The sequence below is a fragment of the Aquimarina sp. AU119 genome, from assembly GCF_900312735.1.
GTDB classification, from domain to species: domain Bacteria; phylum Bacteroidota; class Bacteroidia; order Flavobacteriales; family Flavobacteriaceae; genus Aquimarina; species Aquimarina algiphila.
Genome location: NZ_OMPF01000007.1, coordinates 33,021 through 56,965 on the forward strand (window position 1 = coordinate 33,021; position 23,945 = coordinate 56,965).

Consider the following 23,945-nt stretch of genomic DNA (forward strand, 5'->3'; position numbering starts at 1 on the left):
TATTTATTCTTTTATGATTTTTTTTAATTCTTTTTTCCAATTATTATACGCCTCCAAATAATCTTCTTTATTCTGAAGTGGGTGATATGTCATTACATGATCATTTTTAGTAATCATCGTACCAAAATCTTTAAATGTACCTTCACTCAAACCTGCTGCTCGAGCTGCTCCTGTGGCACCTGTAGTATTATAAATTTCTATTTCCTGATTTATTAGGGTTGCAACAGTATTTGAAAAAATCTCTGAACGGAATAAATTATCATTACCAGCACGTATCACTTTAATATCTGTTCCATCTTTCTTTAAAATTTCCATCCCATACACAAATGAAAATGCAATTCCTTCTAATGCTGCTCTAAAGATATGAGACCTTGAATGTTTATTTAAATTAATATTACATATATGAGTTCCGATGGTTTGGTTGTCAAACATTCGTTCTGCGCCATTACCAAATGGAATTAATTGTAAATTATTAGAACCTATAGGCACTTTTGAAGCATGAGAATTCATCGTCTGATAAGAATTCGTCTCAAGGTTAAGATTATTTTTCAACCATCTATACTGAATCCCAGCTCCATTAATACATAACAGTTTTCCAATACTTGTAGTTGTATCAGAATGATTAACGTGTGCAAAGTTGTTAAACTTAACTCCTTCTTTTGCATAAAGGGTATCTGTTACCGCATAAAGAACACCAGACGTCCCTCCTGTAGCAGCAACTTCTCCCGCATTAAAAACATTAAGGGATAAGGCATTATTGGGCTGATCCCCCGCTCTATAAAGGATGGGGATTCCAGCACTAAGGCCACTTTCTTCTGCCCCTTCTGAAGATAGTTCTCCCTGGTTAGAAAAGGTCGAGACTACCTCTGGTATCAAATCTGGATCTATATCATAATGTTCTAATAACCATTTTGCAGGTTCATCCTTTTTAAAATCCCAAAGTGTACCTTCTGATAAACCAGATCTTGTAGTATTAGCAATTCCTGTAAATTTATAAGCAATATAATCTCCCGGTAATAAGAACTTATGTACTTTTTTATATTTTTCAGGTTCATTATCTCTTACCCATTTTAATTTAGAAGCAGTAAAATTTGCAGGTGAATTGAGTAACGTAGTCATACATTGTTCCTCCCCTATCTCTTGGAATGCTTTATTTCCTATTTCTACAGCTCGGCTATCGCACCAAATGATAGAATTTCTGATCAATTCTCCATCCTCATCTATAAGCACTAATCCATGCATTTGATATGAAATCCCAATTCCTTTTATTTGATCAGGACCGATCATATTCTCTTTAAGAATACGTTTTGAAGCTTTACAAACATTTTGCCACCAGAATTCTGGATTTTGCTCTGCCCACTCTTTATGAACCGAAATAATATCCATTTCTTCCTCTGGTTCATTTACTGAAGCAATCGACTTACCAGTTTTGGCATCAACTAAAGCTGCTTTTATTGAAGAGCTTCCGATGTCAAATCCTATATAATACATACTATTCATTTTGAGGGTTCTAAATTAATTTTTATAAGATTTCATTCAAAGAAAGTATGCTTTAAAACCCCAAAAATCACTTTCAAAAAAGCGAAAAAAAAGAATATTTACATGCAGCAAAAACTCACAAAACATTAAATATCAAATACATACAAACATTTTTACAAACATTTCTTTTTCTCTCAAACGTTTAAGTAAATAATCAACTTACTAAAGCATTTATTCTTCATTTTTAAACCTTAGGCACGTAAGTAAACAAAATTTTAACATTTAAAATTTTGTTTTACTAGACGACTGGTCATACTTTTGTGTCGGAAAAGAAAGATAATGTCAAAAACCCTAAAACACGAAACAAAAGCCGATCACCTTCTTGAGAAAGGTATGGAAATTGTTTGGTCAAAAGGGTACAATGGTACAAGCGTAAATGATATTGTTAAAGCCGCTGAAGTACCTAAAGGTTCTTTTTATTTCTATTTTGATAGTAAAGAAGATTTTGTTGTTAAAGCACTGGATAAATATTTTTCTTCGCAATTTACACCTGCATTAAATATTTTACAGGATAAATCAGTTTCTCCCAAACAACGTTTAACCAATTTTTATGAGTATAGGATTGAAGTACTCAAAAAAGAGTTAGAATGTAAACTAGGCTGTATGGGATGCAATTTAAGTAATGAAATGGCAGAACATAATGACAATATTCGTGAAGCCGTTTTGCTAAAAAATAATTTTGTAAAAGGAGAAATTACAAAAGTAGCTCTAGAAGCTCAAGAACAAGGAGAAATTGAAGCCTCAATGGATGTAGTGAGCATGGTAGAATTTATAGAAGATGCAGGTAAAGGTGCTATGACGACTATGAAAGAAATGCAAAGTGCATCGCCTATTGACAACCTCTTAAAAATGACAAAAAAGGTATTTTTAAAATAATTTTTTTTTGACCACATTATAGATGACTGGTCAATTATTTAATATTAAACAATTCTAACCTATAATTATGAAGTAAAATTTAATAAATCAATAAACAATCAAAAAAATAGATGACCGGTCAAGTATTTAAATTTTTCTTTCGTACCGTGTCCAATTATTAATCATTTATTCGTCTACATATAAAACTCGCATCATGTCTTCTTATTTTAACCAACAAGTCGACTGGTCAACTAATCAATAAAAAAATGAATGCACTTAAAAAAGCGAGCAACGTTACTAATACGTTTGCAAAAAAATGGGCTGAATTTGTTATCAAATTTAAATGGCCCGTACTAATTACAACGCTGATTTTAGCTTTAGGGCTAGGTTCACAAGGTAATATGGAATTTGATGGAGATTATCACGTATTTTTTAGTGAATCTAACCCTGAATTAGAAGCCTTTGATGCTTTACAGGAGAAGTACACCAAAGATGACAATATTGTTATTGTTTTATCCCCTTCAAATGGTGATATATTTACCAAAGAAAATCTTATTGCGATTGAAGAACTCACTGCAGAAGCCTGGAACACTCCTTACTCTTCCAGAGTAGATGCTGTAACTAATTTTCAGCATACAAGCGCACAAGGAGATGATCTCTATGTAGATGATTTATCCTATGAATCTGCATCCAAAACAGATGCCGAAATCAAAATTATTAAAGAAAAAGCACTTAAAGAACCTTTACTTGTAAATCGCATTTTAAATGAAAAAGGTAGTGTTACTGCAATTAACGTTACTGTTAGACTGCCAGGAGAAGATAGTGCAAAAGAAATTCCAGAAGTAACTGCTTTTATTCGTGGAGCCATTTCAGATTTTCAGGAGAAACATCCAAATTTTCAGGTACATTCTTCAGGTTTAGTACCTCTTAATACAGCTTTCTTCGAATCTTCTATGAGAGATATGATGTTAACTATGATTATGCTAATTATTGTAATCATTACTACATTGATTCTTACCAGAAACTTTTTTAGCACCTTAGCTACTTTAGTTGTTGTATTATTCTCTATTATGAGCGCCATAGGGTTTGTAGGTATTATGGGTATTAAACTCACTCCTCCTTCTTCTGTATTCCCGACTATGATATTAACTCTCGCTGTAGCCGATAGTATTCATATACTGATCACTATGCTTCAGAAAATGCGTAAAGACGGATATACAAAAAAAGAAGCTTTAGCCGAGTCCATGCGTCTTAATTTTATGCCAGTTTTCATCACCAGTTTAACCACAGTTATTGGATTTCTAACTATGAATTTTGGGGATGTTCCTCCATTTTGGGACCTCGGAAATATCACAGCATTCGGAATGACAATGGCCTTTATTTTCTCTACAACTGCACTACCAGCCCTAATGGCAATTTTACCCGTAAAAGTTAAAGAGAAAAAAGAAACAACTGAAACAGAAAAATTGGGATGGTATACTAACCTTGGTCTTTTTGTAGCCAAACAACCCGTAAAACTCACTTTGATTTCAATAGCTATCATTAGTGGACTTACTTATTTGGCAACCAAGAATCAATTTAATGATGAATTCATCAATTATTTTGATGAGACCGTACAATTTAGAAGTGATACTGATTATATAAGTAACAACTTAACTGGAATATACAATGTTGAATTTTCTGTAGGAAGTGGTGAAAGTGGTGGAATTAATAATCCACAATATCTTAAAAAATTAAATGAGTTTGAAGACTGGTTAGATGAACAACCAGAAGTTGTTCATGTAAATGCTTTTAGCGAGGTTGCCAGAAGGGTAAATAGATCCATGCATGGCGATAATGAAGCTTATTACAATGTTCCCAGCAACAGGGAAGAAGCTGCTCAATATCTATTATTATACGAGCTTTCTCTTCCATTTGGATTAGACCTAAATAACCAAATTAATGTAGATAAATCTGAGACACGAGTAACAGTAACTATCGAAAATATCTCGAGTGCAGAAATGATTGCTTTTTCTAAACGAGCAGAAAATTGGTTAAAAAATAATACTCCAGAACCTATGCATACTATAGGCGTAAGTCCAACACTTATGTTTTCAAAACTAGGGTTTCGTCAAGCCGATAGTATGTTTAAAGGAAACATTATTGCTTTAATCTTGATTTCTTTAGTATTAATGTTTGCTTTAAGAAACTTTAAGCTGGGGCTTTTAAGTATTATCCCGAATGTGACTCCTGTCTTGGTTGGGTTTGGTTTTTGGGCTATGTACAAAGCACAAATTAATACTGGTATGGTTATCGTTTTTGGTATGACTCTAGGAATTATAGTAGACGATACGGTTCATTTTATGAGTAAGTTTCTTCGGGCTCGTAGAGAACTTGGATATGACTCAAAACAAGCTGTGATTTATGCCTTCGAAACCGTAGGTAAAGCATTAGTAACGACAACCATAGTTCTCCTGGCAGGATTTGCAGTACTATCTACCTCATCGTTTGCTTTAAATAGTTACATGGCTCGAATCACGGTTATCATTATTCTAGCCGCACTAATTATCGATTTTATATTACTTCCCTCACTACTTATTCTTGTGAGTAAAAAAAGTGAAACCAAAGCTCCTGTGCAGGAACTAAAACCACAAGTACAACTTGATAAATAACATATTCAATATTAAAAATTAAAACAATGAAAAAGCTAATTTTTACAGTAATAGCATTAGTAGCAATAACCAATTTAAACGCTCAAAATGCTGCAGAACGAGGTTTACAAGTTGCTAAAGCAGCTGATAAAGCCGATCAAGGTTTCAATAGCTCTATTGTAAACCTAAAAATGACCCTTAAAAATAAGAATGGGCAAACCAGTGAACGATTATTAATAACAAGAACTTTAGAGCAAACAGAAGATGGGGATAAATCTTTAATCGTTTTTAATAGTCCAAAAGATGTAAAAGGTACTTCCACACTTACCTTCACTCATAAAGTCGGATCAGATGATCAATGGTTGTTCTTACCTTCTATTAAAAGAGTAAAAAGAATCTCTTCTAATAACAAATCAGGTCCTTTTGTTGGAAGTGAATTTGCGTATGAAGACCTTTCTTCTCAAGAAGTTGAAAAATACACCTATACATTCTTAGAGGAAAAAGGAAATCTTCTGATTGTAGAACAAGACCCCGTTGACCCAAAATCCGGTTATACCAGACGTCTGGTAACCTATAATAAAGAAAAAGGATATCGTCTTGAAAAAGTGGAATTTTACGATCGAAAAAATTCATTATTAAAAACGCTCAATTATAGTGATTATAAATTGTACAAAGGCAAATTTTGGAGAGCACTCACTTTGCATATGGTAAATCATCAAAGTAATAAAGAGACTGTTTTAAAATTTGGTGAATATAATTTTGAAGCAAAACTTGCAGAGGAGGATTTCACCCAGGTGGCGCTTCAGCGTGCCGGACAGTAAATACATATCATAATGGAACACACAAGGTTAAGTTTACTATACTCTATAGCAGTTCTTTGGATTAGTGGATTGTTATTATTAGTTAAACCAAGCCTTGTGTTCTCCTTTTTAAATAGTAGCACAACATATCCGCTAGAATTGGCTAACTTATTGGGAGTACTATTCTTAATCATAGGGTCTTTTATAACTCTAATATTTAAGTATAAAATAGAAAAGATTTATAAATGGACGATCTTGATTCGTATCTTTTTTAGTTTATGTTCCTTAGGACTATACTTCGTATATCACAATTCTTTTTTCGTTACTCTGCTTTTTATGATTCTTATCGGAGTATTGATTACAGTGCTTGGCCTTGTCAAAGACCAGGAAATAAAAAAATAGTACATGAAAATTAAATATATTTATTACCTACTTCTGTTATCAGGAGTATTTACTACATATGCTCAAAACGAAGATGTAAAAAAAGTCAATCATGATTTTGAGCTAGAATTAGAAAGTGAATACCGATATTTTTATGACGATGCTCTTTTTGAAGATCAGAAAGATCATTTCCCTTCTTTTGCTATACGTCCAGAATACGCTATTGATTGGAACAAAGGTTATGAAAGTATCAATTTTAAAGGTTTTTTCAGACTTGATGTTGATGATGAGCGTACTCATTGGGATATACGAGAATTATATTATCAAAAAGCCAAAAATAATTGGGAATTCAGTCTTGGACTCAAAAAGGTATACTGGGGTGTAACCGAAAGTAACCATCTGGTAGATATTATTAACCAAACCGATGCAGTTGAAACTTTTGATGGTGAAGAAAAACTCGGACAGCCTATGGCACAATTTACCTGGATTACTCAAAATTTAGGAACTTTTGATTTCTTTTATCTCCCCTATCACCGTAAACGTACTTTTGCCGGTGAAAAAGGAAGATTACGTTTTCCTGTAGTTATTGACAAAGAGGATTTGCAATATGAAAGCAGTGCAGAAGAATGGCGTCAGGATATTGCATTTAGATGGAAGCATTATTTTGATATTGTGGATATTGGAGTATCACACTTTTACGGTACAGGTCGAGAACCTCTTTTTGATTTTGATGCTACAGGAAATATTAATGCCTTTTATCCTGTAATTAACCAAACTGGTTTAGAATTACAGATTACTCATGATGCTTTTCTCTGGAAACTAGAATCTATTTATCGTAATGCAGATGCTCAGGATTTCTTTGCTTTGGTTGCTGGTCTGGAATATACGTTTTCTAATATTGATGGAAATGGCCTGGATATAGGATTATTAGGAGAGTATTTGTATGATGAACGCGATGAACTTGCTTTAAATGCATTGCAAAATGATCTGTTTTTTGGAAGCAGAATAGCTTTTAATGACACTCAAGATACTTCAATCTTAATTGGAGGTATTACAGATCTAGAGTCTGATAGTACCATATTCAGTCTAGAAGCTTCTCGACGTTTTGGTAGTAGCTGGACTGCAGAAGTAGAAGCTCGAATATTTAATAACATCGATCAAAATGAATTAATCTTATCTAATTTTAGAGAAGATAGTTTTTTCAGAATTTCAATTTCTAAATATTTTTAAGTATTAATTTCTAAATCCTTTTCATAGAAAGAAAGTTTTTTACTCTTCATACAGCAAGATATCTTTTAGTATTTTTACTAAACAAGTGATATCACATGAAGAGAAAACAACCTGTAAAAATCAAAAAAACAAAGTTAGCTAAGAGCTTTGGAAAAGCTCCGGGAACTGTAGTATATATAGGTGAAAAAGAGCATCTTTCAACAAAAATAGAAATTCATGATTACACTAAAGACTCTTATAATATAACCGAAACTGATAATATTGAAGATGCTTTTGTATTTAAAGGAAATGATCATACTTCCTGGATTAACATAAACGGATTAAGTCACACAAAAGAGATTACACGAATTGGAGAATTTTATGGATTACATCCTTTGTTGCTTGAAGATATTGTAAATACAAATCAACGTGCCAAAATAGAAGAGTATGAGACTCATATTTTTTTGGTTTTAAAAATGATGTATTTTAATAAAAAACAAGAATTTACAGTAGAACATATATCAATTGTGCTTGGCAAGGGCTATGTAATTACTTTTCAAGAGTCAGAAGAAGATATTTTTGACCCCCTGAGATCAAGAATATCTAATTCAAAAAGTAGAATTCGTAATTCTTCTTCCGATTATCTTGGGTATTCACTGTTGGATGCAGTCTTTGATAATTACTTTGTAGTAATTGAGCATTTAGGAGATAAAGTTGAACTTTTGGAAGATGAACTATTTAACGAAAAAACTAATAGTAATATCACGCAAGATATTCAATCCCTAAAACGTGAAATCCTTAGAATACGAAGAAGTGTTCTACCATTAAGAGAAGTTATTGGCAGAATAATAAAATCTGAAACCGATCTTATTCAAGAGAAAAATAAGGATTATTTTAGAGACTTATATGACCACATTATTCATGTTCATGAAAATATTGATGTATATCGTGAAATGATTTGGGGGCTAATGGACATGTATATGACGACCATAAGTAATAAAATGAATGGAATAATGAAGGTCCTAACCATCATTTCAACTATTTTCATTCCCCTGACTTTTATTGTAGGGGTTTATGGAATGAACTTTGAATACATTCCCGAATTAAAGTGGAAATACAGCTATTATGTCCTTTGGGGCATTATGTTCCTCTTATTTTTGGCATTATTAATATTCTTCAGGAAGAAGAAATGGCTTTAAACTATTCATAATATCACCACGAATTTCCAAATAAACAAAAACAGTTAAATCACGGTTAACATTTAGATCCAAGGAGACACTTAAAGGCTTAGAGGATTTACAGCCAAACTATTAAACAACTTAGCTTTTGTTGTGAAAAACTTGTTCTGTACTTCTATTTCCTTAAGTTTTGCATCAATAAGGCTTTTTTCTCTTGAATTGATGAGAAATAATGAACTCTCTCCAAAACTAAATTTACGTTCTTCTGCGGCAAGCAAAGTATTATAATCTCTGACTATATTTTCTATTAACTCATTTTGGTTAATAAAGGATTCTAATTCTGCAAATATAGCTGTCACTTTATTTTTAATTTGTAACTGTGTAGTTTCAAGTTCGAATCTAGCATCTTGAACTTTATACTTTGCCAATTTTAAAGCTCCTCGTTCTTTCCTTAAAAAAAGAGGGAAACTAAAACTAACACCACCCTTATATTCTGCAGTGTTAAAAGATCGTGCTGTTTCTGGTGTTTCTGTTAAAAAATTATATTCTAGATCAATCTTTGGTAATAGCTTATTAGCTTTTAACTTTCTATCGACTTCCAAACCTTCAATTTTATATGCTAAAGATTTAAGTTTAGGGTGGTTTTCTAATGTAAAACTACTTAACGGACTACCTTCTATTTCTAATGTACTATCAATAACTTCTTCAACTTTCTGATCTGGTATCACATTAGATTGCAATTCTATTGGCACATTACCTTCTAACCATAAGAAATTAGATAATGCTAAGGACGACTTCATGAGTTTTACTTTTGCCTGCTCAAGGCTCAAGGTTCTATTCTGAAAAGCAATTTTAGCCTCTGTTGTATCAATAGCTGCTTTATCACCAGCCAAAGCACTCCTCTTTACACCTTCAAAGCGAATTTTAGCATTTTGTACAAAGTCATTATAAATCTCTTTTTCAGCATAAGCTCTTAACCAATCAAAATAAGCTAAAGAAGCATCATATAAAATTTGATTTACCAATAGATCTCTATTTGCTTTAGTTTGTTCTCTAAAAAATTTAGCTTTACGCAAGGTTGCCATTCTATCATTAATCAATAAACCTCGTGCAATAGGGATAGAGACTCCTGCACTAAAAAGACCATCATCAGGAACAGAATTTTGGGGATTTAGAAAATCACCATCATTTTGTTCAAAACCTCCTTTAAACTCTATACCATACCAGGTTGGAATCTTAAATGTAGCATTTAACAGATCATAATACTCTGTTCCTTTAAATTTCTTTCTATCATAATCTACTTCCATTTTAGGATCAAACCCTCCACGAGCTTTCATAAGATTTGCTTGTCCGATATCTATATTTAACTCAGCTTGCTTAGTTATCGGATGATATTTTTTTACATACCCCAGGTATTCTTTAAAATTAAGAACAATAGTATCGGTTTCTATTTCTTGAGAAAAGAGTGAAGAGACCAAAAAAAGTAGGGAATACAATAAATAGTTCCTCATTTTATTTTTTTTCAGATATTACTTTTTCTCCATTAGGTTGATAATAATTTGGTGGGAAACCGTTGAGTTTACGCCATAATTCAAACCATATAGGTACATCTTCTAATAATGCAAGTGTTCTGGCTCCGGATCCAACTTGTATTTTTGGCCACTCATGATCATCTTGATCAGGAGCAATTAGAATTCTGTATTTTCCATTTTTACTGATAAAAGTTTCGATAGCAACAATCTTTCCTCCATAAGTACCATATGAAATATTAGGCCATCCGCTAAAAATAATTGCAGGCCAACCATCGAATTGTATACGTATCTTTTCACCTAAGTGAATTAAAGGAAGATCTATAGGTTTTACATAGGTTTCTACTGCCAAATCATATTCAGAAGGCATTATATTCACCAACTGATCTCCTTCTTTGAACGTTTCCCCTACTCCTGATCGTAATGTTTTATTAATAAAACCACTTTGGGGGGCTTTAATGTAATGCATATCATTACGCATTTCATAATTCGTATATTGATTTTCTAGTTTGGTCACCTGAGCTTCTGCATCAAACTGGCTAGATTGCGCCGTAAATCTATCACTCTGCGATTTTGATATTTTATCTGTGTACTCTGCTTGAACGCGATTAATTTCTACTTGTGCATTAATCACTTCATTTTTGCTAGCTAACAATTTATTTTCTTGCGAAATCAATTTTGCCTGTGTTTCCTGCAATTTCAATCTTTTTTCCTCTACATCTGTAACTGCTTTTAATCCTTCATTCTGTAATTGCTCAGTACGATTATATTGACGTTCTGCTATTGTAACATTGGTTTTTGCAGCTTCTAAATCTATACTGTCACTTTGTACCTTTAGTTTTGATTGTAACAGTTTATTTTTGGCTTGTTGTAGTTTTAGACTTCGCTCATTAACCAAAGCACTTGCTTGATTTTCTAAAGCCTTAACCTTTTCCTGATAGGAATTCACTGCCATTGATTTTGCCTTAATTTGTTGACCAGTACGAGCTACCAGATTAGGATCAAAATATTCGTTTTTCACTTCAGAAATAAATAAAATAGTATCTCCTTTCTTTACAAAATCTCCTTCTTGAACATACCATTTTTCTATTCTACCAGGTATCGGTGATTGAATGGTTTGCGGACGTTGATCTGGTTTTAAAGTGGTTAAATAACCATCTCCAGAAATATTTTGAGTCCAAGGAAGAAAGAGTATAATAAATACAGATACGGCAAATATTTTCAAAAAACGATTAAAATATTTATGATGCCTTTTGTGAAAGACCTTTTGAATCGCATTATAATCAGAAAGGTCAACCTTCTTATTTAATGTATTATGTGAGATATTCAACATAGTTCTTTATTTATCACTTATAATTTTACCATTTTCGATATTGATAACTCTACCGCATCGTTTTATCCATTTGTTATTTTGACTCACTACAACTAGAGCCCAAGGGTTGGAAGAGTCTGTAAGAAAATCCATAATTCTATTTACTTCCTGATCATCAAACTGATCTAATGGATCTTTTAAAATTAAAAGTTTAGGTTTTCTAACAATACTTCTAGCCAAAACTATCTTTTTAGCTATAGTATAAGACATTTGTTTTCCTTCTGGATACAGTATCGTTTTTAGACCTTTGGGTTGTTCCTTTACAAATTGAGTAAGTCCAACTTTTTCAAGAGCCCAATACACATCTTCAAAAGGGATATCGGTATCCCCAAAAGTTATGTTTTCCAGTATTGTACCTTCAAAAGGGGATTCCTCTGTTAGAGACTGTCCCAAATGAGCTCTGTAGTAATTAAGATTAATTCCTCTAAGTTCTACATCATTTATATAAATACTCCCTCTATTAGGTTCGATAAGCCCAGCTATTAATCGTAATAACGTTGATTTACCAGATCCATTAGACCCCTGCACCAGAATAGTGCAGCTTTCTGTTATTTTGAGTGAGACATCATCCAATATTTTTCTTTTACCTTCAGGAGTAGCATAAGAAACGTGATCTAGTTCTACTGTGAATCCTTCATTTGTTTTAAAAGGTTTTTCACCTTCTTGCGGTTCTAAATCTTTATCCACAACCTGTCCTAATTTTTCGAGAGAAGTTAGAACATCATAGAAAGATTCTAAGCCAGTTATTAATTTTTCTACAGAACCAATAACTAATACTATAATAATTTCTGCAGCAACAAATTGTCCTATATTCATTTCTTGATTAAGGACAAGAATACCTCCTATGAGCAAAAGTCCAGCAGTTACCAAAACTTTAAAACCAATCATTTGAATGAATTGAATCACTAGCACTTTAAAATGACTTTCTCTTGCCGAAAGATATTCTGATACTAATGCATCATTTTTTTGTAATGCGAGATTTGTTTTTCCAGAAAGCTTAAAACTTACTATAGATCTCGCTATTTCTTGAATCCAATGCGCAACTTTGTATTTACTTTTGGATTCTTTTAGACTTGTTTCTAAACCACGTTTAGCAGTATATTTAAAGACTATATACACCAGAAGTAATAATAATAATCCATAAATTATAAAAAATGGATGATAAAATGAAAGTAGAGTCAATCCAAAAATTATCTGTAAAAGAGCAGCCGGAAAATCAACTAATATCTTAGCTAATCCTTTTTGAGTTGTTAACGTATCAAAAAAACGATTGGCCAACTCTGGCGGATAATAATTACGTAATTCACTCATTTTGATTTTCGGGAAACGATATGAAAATTCAAAAGAGGCTCTTGTAAAGATTTTTTGTTGAACATTCTCTATTATCCGAATTTGCATAAGTTGTAATAATCCAACAAACAAAACACCTGCGGTTACCAGAATTACTAAAATAATCCAGGAAGTGCTAATTTGAGCACCTTGTACCAGATTGATAATTGCCTGAATACCTAGAGGAAGTGAAAGATTAACTAATCCTGCAAATATCGCATAATAAAATGTCTGCAAAATATCCTTTTTGTCAAGCTTCAAAAGCCCTATTAGCCTTTGCCAAGCCGTCAAAACGTTTTTTGCCATAAATTATTTCTTTATCGAATTAAAAACAAGGTTCATAAAATAGGTTGTGGGAGTCACATTTTTATTACAATCAGTTAATGAAGGAAAATGCTCTCTTAAAAAATGTTGATGTAGCGCTCCTTCAATAATTGTACTCGATAAACTAGAGCTATATTGATATTGAGAATCAAATTCTTTAATCATATCACTAAGTCGCATTACCAAACGTTTATATATAGAGAAATAACCTTCTTTATTTTCTTCATCTACTTCTTTGGTTAAATATGATTTAGAATATTCGTTAATTACAATTTTGTTTAAAAGCACTTCATTAATATGAGAAAAAGAAGAATCCTCTTTTACTGACCTGGTAATGATTTCTATTGCTTTTTTTAATTTTTCTTCCGGATTAGCAATACTATTGGTCGAAAACACCAATTGATATTCTAGCCATCCCCAATACCAAGATGTTAAATACAACAATAGCTTATGCTTGTTTTCAAAATATCGATAAATAGAACTTTCATTAGAACCAATTTTCTCACCAAGTTTCTTAAATGTGAAACTTTCAAAACCAACTTCTTGAATCATAAGAATACTATGCTCTATGATTCTTTTGCCTAATGCAGAAGATTCTGGATCTTTGATATAAATCTTCTCATTAATCCTAACTTTCAAATCCTGAAGTAAATATTTCATTTGTTTATCTTGATTAATTTTAAAAACATTTAGTGCAAATTTAAAAGTAATACTATCAATTACTAATAGATTAACTTTTATTTAACCAATGATATATTTACAAGTCCTTAATAATTAATAATTTTATAATTAGACAAGCCATTTAGTAACCATAAATAAGAATAGTCATGAAAAAAATTCTAATTTTTGCATTATTATCATTTTTTATAACAAAAGGACAAGGAAACACGTCTAATGCACAGGATCCAATTGAAGTTGGAGATATTTTGGTTATCGGAAAGCCTTCTGCCCAACAATATCAGCACATACACTTTCCTAAGACAAATTTCATTATAAAAAAAGGAGGTATCCCTAATTACAAATCGTTGATTGGAGAACGCGTAATCGTTACCGAAGTAGCTCAAGATAAAGAAGGAAATCGCAAGATTACTTTGAAAAGGGAAGATGGACGTAAATTCTTCAATAGTATATCTCGAGTTAAAATAAACCTAGAAAAAGCGCTGGAGAACAAAGAAGTTGCCCTCGTTAGATGATGATCAGAAAATAAAAAACCATCCCTAGTAAACGGGATGGTTTTTATGCAAAAGTTCAAAGCTTTTATATTTTTTGTTCTTACTTAATATAAGAATTGTAAAGCAACTATGTCGAAGTTACTGAATTCTCCATCTTCAGTTCCATCAAAACATGAAATCATTATAGAGTCAGAATCTAAACCATTCTGCCCCCATCTGTTAGCTGTTGGTGTACCAGGGATATTTATTGCTCCTACTCCAGCTTGTCCTTCATTAGCTCCACCGCATCTTCTTTGTGCATAATCAGTATGTCTAAAACCTAATGCATGACCCATTTCGTGACCAATAACATGCTCATTCACATTATTACTTGCATTAGCCATACCTCCTAGAATCTGGATAAATTTACCAGGATTACCTCCATTTGGAAATTCTGCTTGTCCTCCTTGACCAGTTCCACCAGCATTATAGACAACCATATCACCATTAGTACTAGTTGCAAACGTAAGGTTAAAATTTAAAGAAAAATTATTAAGTGCGTTATAATTATTAACAGCCCACTGCAAACCAGTTCTCATTCTACTAGTAAGCGCGAATCTTCCTCCTGTATATCCTATAACGTTAATCGTACGGTTTCTACTTACAAGATTATTCGTTCTATACTGCTTAGCATTATTCTCAGCATCCTGAGCCAAAGCTTGTGCAGCAATGTTTTCTAGAGCAATGGAAATATCACCAGATGTTAAATAGTCAACTGGCTCTTGTCCTGGATGCTGAATACTTTCATAAAAAGCCCCTGCAGGATTCACACCAGCTTCGGCTAATCCATCTAAATGCTTTTTAGATACTGTTTCTGTAACTGCTTCTGGTTGAGCTTCGCTGGCAACATCACTTTTTTCACAAGATGTTGAAAAACCAGCAACGATAGCGCAAAGCGCTAGTACTTTGATTTTTTTCATTTTAATAAGTTGAGTTTGTGTAGTTATTAAACTAAAATAGAATTTTTACATCCTATCCTAAATGCAATTATGTAAAAAACTTTGAACTTTTTAAATTTTTGCGAGCTGAAGATATGATATTTTTTTTTAAATATCAGTTAATATTTTAAAGAATTCTCTGTAAATACGGTAAAACCGTAAGATTCTTCTAAAGAAAACGAGGAAAACTTAAAGTGTAATTAATAGAAAATCGATCAAATACACAAAGTATGAATTGTACAAATATGTGAAAAAACTGTTAAAACAAAAGAAAAATAAGGATGTTAAATAAAACTTAAACTACCCCAGGAAAAACAGACAAGAGAGTTTTTTCTTACAAATTATAAAGTTTACAATACAAATGTTAAAAAAAACTAAAAAAATTATATATATAACAAATCAAGAAAAATTGTACTTAAAAATAACATGATGTAAATACACTATTCATCCCAATGGAAGAAAAAAAACATAAAAAAAAGCCCAATATATGGGCTTAAAAATGATATAATTATTTGATTCTTTTATACAATCTCTGCACTTAAGCCTGCATCTAACAGCTTAGAACAACGAGGCACTAATTCTTCATACACTCCAGTTTTTACCGTGCATTTTCCTTTGTAATGCACCAATAAAGCACATTGTTCTGCTTGTACAGGAGTATGCTCGCAAGTATATATTAATGTTTCTATTACATGATCAAATGTATTTACGTCGTCATTATACAACACGATCTCATTATTACTTTGATCAACGGTTTTCTCTAGAACCTCTTCTAAAACCTTTTCTTGAGTACTCATAGGGAGGTAAATTATTTTATACAAATATAATAACTTATAACATATAACAATCAATCAATATGTTATTTTAAATCATAAGATGCTGCTATCCAATTATTTCTACTGATATGATCAATATAATTCAAAGTATTGCTCTTACACTCTCTAGTAATCATTTCTAAATCTTCTTTATAAAACCCACTTAAAAACAATTTCCCTTTAGGGTTTAGGGATGCCACATAATGCTTAATATCTTGCAACAATATATTTCTGTTAATATTAGCTATAATAACATCGTATTTCTTTTCTGAAAGAAGTAAAACATCTCCTTCATAAGCAGTTATACTCTCGCAATTATTACGTTCTATATTTTCTACAGTATTTAAATAACACCAATTATCTATATCTATTGCATCTATTGGCTCAGCTCCTCTCATTTCGGCTAAAATTGCTAAAACTCCAGTACCACAACCCATATCCAATACCTTTTTACCTTTCATATCATTTTTTAAAATATGCTGAATCATCATATGAGTAGTTTCATGATGGCCAGTACCAAAAGACATCTTGGGTTCTATAACAATATCGTATGTAGTATTTGGTTTTTCATGAAATGGAGCTCTTACACTACAAATATCATCGACAATAATAGGGCTAAAATTCTTTTCCCATTCTTTATTCCAATTGATTTGCTCTATTTCTTCTATAGTATAGTGTATTTCAAATTCTCCCGAATTCAACACATAAATCCCTTCTAGGATTTCTTTATTCCATTCTCCTTTTTGAATAAATGCATTAACTCCTTCCTCAGTTTCTACGAAGCTTTCGAATCCTGCATAACCTAATTCTGCAATTAAGATCTCAATTGCAGGTTTTTGGGGTGAAACTTTAAAATAATATCCTATATATTTTGTATTCGACATGTTGATTTTTTATGCTTTTGCAAAGATACTCTTTTAGCTTAATAAAAAAGCACCCTCATAATAAAGAGGATGCTTTTAAATGTATTTAATTTTATGATACTTCTAGATTGCGTTTGCAATTGCTGCAAAACTTTTTGCATCTAATGATGCTCCTCCGATCAATCCACCATCTACATCTGGTTTTGCAAAAATTTCTTCGGCGTTAGCTGGCTTGACACTTCCTCCATATAGAATAGAAACTGCATCGGCTATATCTTGATTATAGGCCTTTGCAATTTCACTACGGATAAAAGCATGCATTTCCTGAGCTTGTTCTGGAGATGCCGTCTCTCCTGTACCAATAGCCCAAACAGGCTCGTATGCAAGAACTACATTTTTCCAGTTAGTCTCTGCAATATGAAAAATACCGTTCTTTAATTGGTTTTCTACTACAGAAAAGTGATGATCACTCTTACGATCTTCTAATTCTTCTCCGAAACAAAAAATAATAGTCATATTATTTTCTAGCGCTGTATTTACTTTTTCTACAAGTAAAGCATCTGTTTCTCCAAAATACGCTCTTCGTTCACTATGTCCCAAAATCACAGTTTCCACTCCAATATCTTTAAGCATATCAGCAGAAATCTCTCCTGTATAAGCACCATTTGTTGCTTGATGCATATTCTGCGCAGCAACAGTAACATCAGATGATTTTAAAGCTTCTACAGCACTGTATAGATTAGTAAAAGTAGGTGCTACAATTATCTCTGCATTCGATGATTGTCCAAGTTCTGTTTTCAACTCTGAAAGTAATGTCCTGGTTCCTGCCAGATTTTTATTCATTTTCCAGTTTCCGGCTACAATTTTTTTTCTCATTAATTTAAATTTTATGTTTTGGTTAAAAGTGTGGTTATACGATTACAAAGTGGTGAGTGACTATATTCTTATCCTTGGATCTAGCCATCCATATATAATATCAACAAATATATTGATTAGTATAAACATAGTTGCTATAATCAAAACAGCTCCCATGATTACCGGAAGATCTAAGGTGTTAAGTGCATCAACAATTTCTTTTCCTAATCCGTTCCATCCAAAAATATATTCTACAAATACTGCTCCTGCCAACATTGAAGCGAACCATCCAGAAATAGCCGTTACTACAGGATTAAGAGCATTTTTTAATGCATGCTTTTTAATCACTTGAAACATAGAAAGTCCTTTTGCTTTTGCAGTACGTATATAGTCCTGACTCATTATTTCTAATAAAGAATTACGCATTAATTGAGTGACTACGGCTAGTGGTCTAATACCAAGTACTATAGATGGCAGGATCAAATTTTTCCATTGAATATAACTCCCTTCTCCAAAATCATCTACTTCATACAAACTTCCTGTCATGTTTAAATTAGTAAACTCCTGTAACACATAACCAAATAACCATGCAAAAATGATTGCGCTAAAAAAAGAAGGAACACTCATCCCTAATGTACTTAACAATTGAATTACCTTATCCGGCCATTGATCTTTGGTCAACGCGCTTATTATCCCCATTAGGATTCCTACAATTATCGCAATACAAATTGCAGAGATTGCGAGAACCGCTGTATTTGGCAATGTTTCACTTATTACTTCACTAACATATTTTCCATTCTTTTGAAAAGATTCTCTTAAATAAGGAAGTTTAAGTACTGTGACGCTTTGATCAGTTTTAAATAACTGAATCGCTGAATATTTTTCGCTCTCAAAATGCGAAAAATCATCGGGATTTAAACTATGAAATGAAATAGGTGAAAGGTCATTTAAGTAGTATAAATATTGCTTAGAAATAGGCTGATCAAAACCATACTTCTTTCTTACATTATTTAATTGCTCTTCACTTTCGTTCTGTCCAAGCATCATTTGTGCCGGGTCACCTGGTAGTAATGTAAAAAGCAAAAAAATTACCGTTACCACACCTAATAAAGTAAGTAAAGCATATCCTATTTTACTGATAAGGTAATTAATCATTATTATTTATTCTTTTCTATAAGCCCTTCAACCTCTTCTAACGTATACAATTTATAAGGAACCCCTAAAATACGTTGACAATACTCCTCTATAGTCTCGCTTAATCCAGCATTTTTCCTTCTCTGATTAACAGATTCAGGATCTTTAATTGGCCAAATCAAACTAATCGATTTTCCTTCTTTTTGATCTATAGTTTCAATATATGTTCCATATGTCTGCGCTGCACCTTGCTTTACCAGATGAAGATCCTCTGCCATAGCAGCGTAATCAGAACCAAATTCTCCTTTTTCTCCAGCTGCTTTAATTAAAGGATAATATTCTTCGAATTTATTAGAATTCATAATCACATGCAAAGCAATTACATTCGTCGGAGAATCACCAACTAAAGTTTTACCAGGATATCCATACTTTTTAAATACCTCTTCTACATAAACCAATTGCGTACTATCAATTTCTTTTCTTTGTTCCCACGAAATATCATGCTGTAGGCTTCCATCTTCTGATTTTGGACCTAAATTAATAATACTATCTAATTGAGCTTTTAATTCTCTATTAACTTTAGGTTTAGGTGGGTCAACTTTTTCCAGCGTAAGCTTTTCTGCATCATTCCAATGCAGCTTTTCTACTATAGTTCCCTTTTTAAGTTTTACAATCCCAGGATTAGAACGCAATATTGTTTTCAGAGCAGTTTCATCAGTGGTGTAAAAATCAAAGTTAAGATCATATTGTTGCTTCGCCTGCGATATATCTTTTGGAGTAGAAGCTGTAAGACCAATTACTTCATAACCTTGAGATATCGCTTTATTTGTAATATCTCTTACCGCATTAAAACCTTCAGCTTCACTTTTAGACAAGTTATAAGTTACAATCAGTATTAAATTTTCTCTTTCAAGAAATTCAACAGTATAATCAATATCATTCTTTTCTATTGCAAAATCATGGATAGGAGGTTCATATCCTTCATCTACAGTTTCTGTTTCAACTTCGATAAATTCACCATCTACTTTTGGATAATCTCCACTAGTAGTCACAATTTTTTCTTCTCCGTTTACATTAAATTTCCAATGGTATGCAAACTCCGCCTTTGGTGCATCATCCGGAACTGCCATCCCCTCTTGTATATTGACTCCTACTTTATAAGCTCTAAAATCAAAAGCAGGCATATGCATTAAAACATAATACGCAAAAGCTAAACAAGCAGTAAAAGAACCAAAAACAACCCATTTATGAATCGCTAATGGATGAATAGGTGTTATATATTTTCTACCAAAGAATAAAACCAATACAAGAACTAAAAGAATTACATCTTTTGTAAAAGACTCCCAAGGAGTTAATGGTAAGGCGTCTCCAAAACACCCACAATCTGTAACCTTATTAAAATACGCCGAATAAAACGTAAGAAATGTAAAAAAGACAATCATTAACAATAACGACCATACTGTAAACTTTGGCAAGTACCCTAATAACAAGGTAATTCCTAATATCACTTCGAAAATCACCAAAAAAACCGCTATCAAAAGCGCAAACGGAATCAAAAATTCTAAGTTAAGCACACCTTCTCCAAAATACTCCTGAAGTTTATATGAAAACCCTAAAGGGTCATTTAGTTTAATAAATCCTGAAAATAAAAAAAGTGCAGCTACAAATATTCTGGAAAAGTTAACGAGTATTTTCATTTTTAAGCCCTAATGTTTTTATATAATTTCACAATATAGTTATGAATACACTATGTCATTTTTAGTTTAACAGTATTTTATACAAATCACTATTTTGCTTCACCCAGATGAATCATTGCAAAAACAGCATAATTAATCATATCTTGATAATTCGCATCAATCCCTTCACTAACCAAAGTTTTTCCTTTATTATCTTCAATCTGTTTCACTCGTAATAGCTTCTGAATAATTAAATCAGTAAGCGAACTTACTCTCATATCACGCCAAGCCTCACCATAATCATGATTTTTATTCATCATTAATGTTTTTGTAATATCAATATGTTTATCATACAATACTGAAATTTCTTCTGAAGATAAATCTGGTTGTTCGGCAACTCCTTTTTCGAGTTGAATCAATGCCATGATACTATAATTAATGATCCCTATAAATTCTGGAACCTCTCCCTCATCTACTTTACGTACTTCATTTTCTTGTAAACTCCGTATACGTTGAGCTTTAATAAAAATCTGATCGGTTAAAGAAGGGAGACGTAGTATTCTCCATGCGCTGCCATAATCTTTCATTTTTTTGACAAATAGATCACGACATACTGTAATTACTGCGTCATATTGTGTAGACGTATCTTGCATAAAACTGTTGAATTTTGCGTAAATTTCGCTTTAATATGGGAATTAAAAAAATCATACCTCAAGTTTAGAAACAAAAAATGTGAAATGAGCCATAATAATGCTACCAATCTTAATCGAAATGACTATTAATCAATTTCATTTGAGCATTAAAAATCATTATCGATAAACCAATCAAACTTCAAAAATGACAATCAATTGCAGAGGCCGCCTAATCGATTTATTTACTCCAAAAGTGATGGGTATTCTTAACTTAACTCCGGATTCTTTTTATGATGGAGGAAAGTATAAAAACGAAACTGAGATCTTAAAAAAAGTGGAACAAATGCTTCTCGAAGGAGCTACTTTTATCGATTTAGGAGCTTATTCATCCAGACCAGGAGCGGATCATATTTCTACCGAACAGGAAAAAAAAAGAATATTACCTATAGTATCATTACTACTAGATAAATTTCCTGAAATTTTATTATCAATAGATACATTTAGAAGTGAAATCGCAACGGCATGTATAAAAGCCGGAGCAGCACTTATTAATGATATTTCTGCTGGAAATATGGATCAAAATATGATTCCTACTGTAGGAGAATTAGAAGTCCCATATATTATGATGCATATGAAAGGAACTCCACAAACTATGAAAACGCTAGATCAATACGATAATCTTATTCTTGAAATAAACACTTATTTTTCAGAAAAAGTTGCCGAAGCAAAAAAACACGGAGTGAATGACATTATTATAGATCCAGGATTTGGTTTTGCTAAAAACATTTCTCAAAATTTTGAGCTTTTAAAAAATCTAAAGCTGTTACAATTTCATAACCTACCAATTCTAGCTGGAATTTCAAGAAAATCTATGATATACAAAACATTACATCTAAACCCTTCAGAAGCTTTAAACGGTACTACTGCGCTCAATACAGTGGCAATACTTAATGGAGCTTCTATATTAAGAGTTCATGATGTTAAAGAAGCCATGGAATGCTTAAACCTGATGAATCATCTATAATAAACCTAGATTTAAAAATGCTTTTTAAGCTTTTCAAATCTAAATTTCGCTAATTTTTCTATTTTTACAAAAACACCAGACATTTGGATTTAATAAACCTTAGAATACTAGACATACTTGATATTGTACTTGTTGCTTTCTTATTGTACTATATCTATAAGTTGGTTAAAGGTACAGCTGCGATTAATATTTTTATTGGAATCGTAATTATTTATCTAGTCTGGAAACTCACACAATTCTTAGCTATGGAGATGCTAAGTAGTGTTTTAGGAGAATTTATTGGAGTAGGAATGTTTGCTTTAATTGTTGTTTTTCAACAAGAAATACGAAAATTTCTTTTAATGATCGGTTCTACTAATTTTGGAAGAAGACGTAAATTCCTAAGACAACTAAAATTTATTAGGGATACTCCTGAAGACAGCCTTACCAATATCCCTGCTATTGTTACCGCATGTATAGAAATGGGTAAGACTCATACTGGTGCTCTTATTGTTATAAAAAGAACCACTTCTTTAGATTTTGTCAAAACTTCTGGTGATTCTATGGATGTAAGAGTTAATACTCCTATAATAGAAAGTATTTTTTACAAAAATAGTCCGCTTCATGATGGCGCAATGATTATAGAAGATAATCACATCGTAGCCACAAGAGCAATTTTACCAGTTACGAATGACAACAATATGCCTTTGCGTTTTGGACTTAGACATCGTGCCGCAGTTGGAATAACCGAAAAAACAGATGCTTTGGCTCTAGTAGTAAGTGAAGAAACTGGTAAGCTCTCTTATATTAAAAATGGAGAGTTTGTTATATATAAAACAGAGGAAGAGTTAATAGAAAAAATAAAAAGGGATTTAGATTAATGAATGAATTAATACCTATCACAAATTGTAAGAATTGTAATCAACAAATAGAAACTTATAATTTTTGTCCCAATTGCGGAGCTAAAAAAATCAACAAACGAATTACATTTAAAAACTTGCTTCATGAATTTGCCGATCGCTTTCTTAATCTAGACAATTCGTTTTTCAGAACTTTTTTACATTTATTCACAAAACCTGATGAAGTAATTGATGGTTTTATAAATGGACTTAGAAAACGATACATAAATGCATTTAGTTATTTTGCTATCTCTATAACCATTACCGGGATATATTCTTTTTTGGCAAAAAACAGACTGGCAGAACTTATGAACAAAATATTTAGTTCTCTTCCAGAAGAGCAAATAGCATCTCAAGAAATTGCTCTAGACTTCACTTTTAAATATCAATCACTATTAAATCTGTTGTTAATACCAGTGCTCGCATTATTATCAAGATTAGTTTTCTGGAATTATAAAAAATATAACTTAACAGAACACTTTGTTATTTATCTATATGCATATTCGCATATAGTAGCTTTTATGACAATCATATTACTCCCTATTACTTTTTGGTTTGATAATATCTTTAATATAATGATAATTCAATTTTCTATATATATCATTTACATTACATACGTTTTAAAACGACTTTATCAAATTAATCTAAGGAGAACACTTATTAAAACCTTGTTATTTTTCATCTTTGGAGTAATATTCTACTTGATCATAGGAATAATTATAGGCTTAATCATGGCTCATACTGGAGCTATGGAAATCCCTGCTAAATAAATC

21 protein-coding genes are annotated in these 23,945 nt (G+C 32.1%); 9 read left to right on the forward strand and 12 right to left on the reverse strand.

The window, feature by feature from the left end; translation table 11 throughout:
- Window positions 1-3: 3 nt before the first annotated feature.
- Window positions 4-1,491 carry a xylulokinase gene (locus DK442_RS06820; RefSeq protein WP_109435117.1) on the reverse strand — a complete coding sequence of 496 codons (1,488 nt, stop codon included), beginning with the start codon at window positions 1,489-1,491 and terminating at the stop codon, window positions 4-6.
- 327 nt (window positions 1,492-1,818) lie between these two features.
- Here DK442_RS06820 and DK442_RS06825 point away from each other — a divergent pair, with 327 nt between their 5' ends.
- From DK442_RS06825 to corA, 5 genes are all read left to right on the forward strand, one after another.
- On the forward strand, window positions 1,819-2,415 hold the full coding sequence (locus tag DK442_RS06825) for a TetR/AcrR family transcriptional regulator (RefSeq protein WP_109435118.1): 597 nt from the start codon (window positions 1,819-1,821) through the stop codon (window positions 2,413-2,415).
- A 245-nt stretch (window positions 2,416-2,660) separates the two neighbouring features.
- Window positions 2,661-5,045: an RND family transporter gene (locus DK442_RS06830; protein ID WP_109435119.1), complete on the forward strand. Its 2,385-nt coding sequence runs from the start codon at window positions 2,661-2,663 to the stop codon at window positions 5,043-5,045.
- Window positions 5,046-5,071: 26 nt separating this feature from the next.
- Window positions 5,072-5,845: an outer membrane lipoprotein-sorting protein gene (locus tag DK442_RS06835; protein WP_109435120.1), complete on the forward strand. Its 774-nt coding sequence runs from the start codon at window positions 5,072-5,074 to the stop codon at window positions 5,843-5,845.
- 384 nt (window positions 5,846-6,229) lie between these two features.
- Window positions 6,230-7,435 (forward strand): hypothetical protein, encoded by a 1,206-nt coding sequence (locus DK442_RS06840; RefSeq protein ID WP_109435121.1) that lies wholly within the window; start codon window positions 6,230-6,232, stop codon window positions 7,433-7,435.
- A 95-nt stretch (window positions 7,436-7,530) separates the two neighbouring features.
- Window positions 7,531-8,613 (forward strand): magnesium/cobalt transporter CorA, encoded by a 1,083-nt coding sequence (gene corA / locus DK442_RS06845; protein WP_109435122.1) that lies wholly within the window; start codon window positions 7,531-7,533, stop codon window positions 8,611-8,613.
- An 80-nt stretch (window positions 8,614-8,693) separates the two neighbouring features.
- Here corA and DK442_RS06850 read toward each other — a convergent pair whose 3' ends face one another.
- The 4 genes from DK442_RS06850 to DK442_RS06865 are packed head-to-tail and all read right to left on the reverse strand — an operon-like array spanning window position 8,694 to window position 13,806.
- Window positions 8,694-10,103: a TolC family protein gene (locus DK442_RS06850; RefSeq protein ID WP_109435123.1), complete on the reverse strand. Its 1,410-nt coding sequence runs from the start codon at window positions 10,101-10,103 to the stop codon at window positions 8,694-8,696.
- A gap of 1 nt (window position 10,104) precedes the next feature.
- Window positions 10,105-11,454 carry an HlyD family secretion protein gene (locus DK442_RS06855; RefSeq protein ID WP_109435124.1) on the reverse strand — a complete coding sequence of 450 codons (1,350 nt, stop codon included), beginning with the start codon at window positions 11,452-11,454 and terminating at the stop codon, window positions 10,105-10,107.
- A 6-nt stretch (window positions 11,455-11,460) separates the two neighbouring features.
- A complete protein-coding gene (locus DK442_RS06860) occupies window positions 11,461-13,128 on the reverse strand; it encodes a peptidase domain-containing ABC transporter (protein ID WP_109435125.1) in 1,668 nt (555 codons plus the stop codon).
- 3 nt (window positions 13,129-13,131) lie between these two features.
- A complete protein-coding gene (locus DK442_RS06865; protein WP_109435126.1) occupies window positions 13,132-13,806 on the reverse strand; it encodes a TetR/AcrR family transcriptional regulator in 675 nt (224 codons plus the stop codon).
- A gap of 167 nt (window positions 13,807-13,973) precedes the next feature.
- Between DK442_RS06865 and DK442_RS06870 the strand changes: the two genes are divergently transcribed.
- Entirely contained in the window at window positions 13,974-14,339 is a 366-nt protein-coding gene (locus DK442_RS06870; protein WP_109435127.1) for a hypothetical protein, read from the forward strand.
- An 83-nt stretch (window positions 14,340-14,422) separates the two neighbouring features.
- Here DK442_RS06870 and DK442_RS06875 read toward each other — a convergent pair whose 3' ends face one another.
- The 7 genes from DK442_RS06875 to DK442_RS06905 all read right to left on the reverse strand — a co-directional run bounded on the left by DK442_RS06875 (window position 14,423) and on the right by DK442_RS06905 (window position 21,291).
- The gene (locus tag DK442_RS06875; protein WP_109435128.1) at window positions 14,423-15,277 is read right to left on the reverse strand and encodes a M57 family metalloprotease; all 855 of its coding nucleotides are present in this window, start codon (window positions 15,275-15,277) and stop codon (window positions 14,423-14,425) included.
- Window positions 15,278-15,816: 539 nt separating this feature from the next.
- Window positions 15,817-16,092: an ATP-dependent Clp protease adaptor ClpS gene (locus tag DK442_RS06880; RefSeq protein WP_109435129.1), complete on the reverse strand. Its 276-nt coding sequence runs from the start codon at window positions 16,090-16,092 to the stop codon at window positions 15,817-15,819.
- Window positions 16,093-16,154: 62 nt separating this feature from the next.
- Window positions 16,155-16,994 carry a 50S ribosomal protein L11 methyltransferase gene (gene prmA / locus DK442_RS06885; protein ID WP_109435130.1) on the reverse strand — a complete coding sequence of 280 codons (840 nt, stop codon included), beginning with the start codon at window positions 16,992-16,994 and terminating at the stop codon, window positions 16,155-16,157.
- Between the two features lie 102 nt (window positions 16,995-17,096).
- Entirely contained in the window at window positions 17,097-17,849 is a 753-nt protein-coding gene (tpiA, locus tag DK442_RS06890; RefSeq protein WP_109435131.1) for a triose-phosphate isomerase, read from the reverse strand.
- A gap of 60 nt (window positions 17,850-17,909) precedes the next feature.
- Window positions 17,910-18,983 (reverse strand): ABC transporter permease, encoded by a 1,074-nt coding sequence (locus DK442_RS06895; protein ID WP_109435132.1) that lies wholly within the window; start codon window positions 18,981-18,983, stop codon window positions 17,910-17,912.
- A gap of 2 nt (window positions 18,984-18,985) precedes the next feature.
- Window positions 18,986-20,659 carry a BT_3928 family protein gene (locus DK442_RS06900; protein WP_109435133.1) on the reverse strand — a complete coding sequence of 558 codons (1,674 nt, stop codon included), beginning with the start codon at window positions 20,657-20,659 and terminating at the stop codon, window positions 18,986-18,988.
- A gap of 89 nt (window positions 20,660-20,748) precedes the next feature.
- Window positions 20,749-21,291: a DUF1599 domain-containing protein gene (locus DK442_RS06905; RefSeq protein ID WP_109435134.1), complete on the reverse strand. Its 543-nt coding sequence runs from the start codon at window positions 21,289-21,291 to the stop codon at window positions 20,749-20,751.
- A 184-nt stretch (window positions 21,292-21,475) separates the two neighbouring features.
- Between DK442_RS06905 and folP the strand changes: the two genes are divergently transcribed.
- The 3 genes from folP (at window position 21,476) to DK442_RS06920 (ending at window position 23,942) form a co-directional block, all read left to right on the forward strand.
- Window positions 21,476-22,294 (forward strand): dihydropteroate synthase, encoded by an 819-nt coding sequence (gene folP, locus DK442_RS06910; protein ID WP_109435135.1) that lies wholly within the window; start codon window positions 21,476-21,478, stop codon window positions 22,292-22,294.
- An 83-nt stretch (window positions 22,295-22,377) separates the two neighbouring features.
- On the forward strand, window positions 22,378-23,154 hold the full coding sequence (cdaA, locus tag DK442_RS06915; RefSeq protein WP_109435136.1) for a diadenylate cyclase CdaA: 777 nt from the start codon (window positions 22,378-22,380) through the stop codon (window positions 23,152-23,154).
- On the forward strand, window positions 23,154-23,942 hold the full coding sequence (locus DK442_RS06920; protein WP_109435137.1) for a DUF3667 domain-containing protein: 789 nt from the start codon (window positions 23,154-23,156) through the stop codon (window positions 23,940-23,942). Before cdaA ends, DK442_RS06920 begins: the two co-directional genes overlap by 1 nt.
- Window positions 23,943-23,945: the final 3 nt, after the last annotated feature.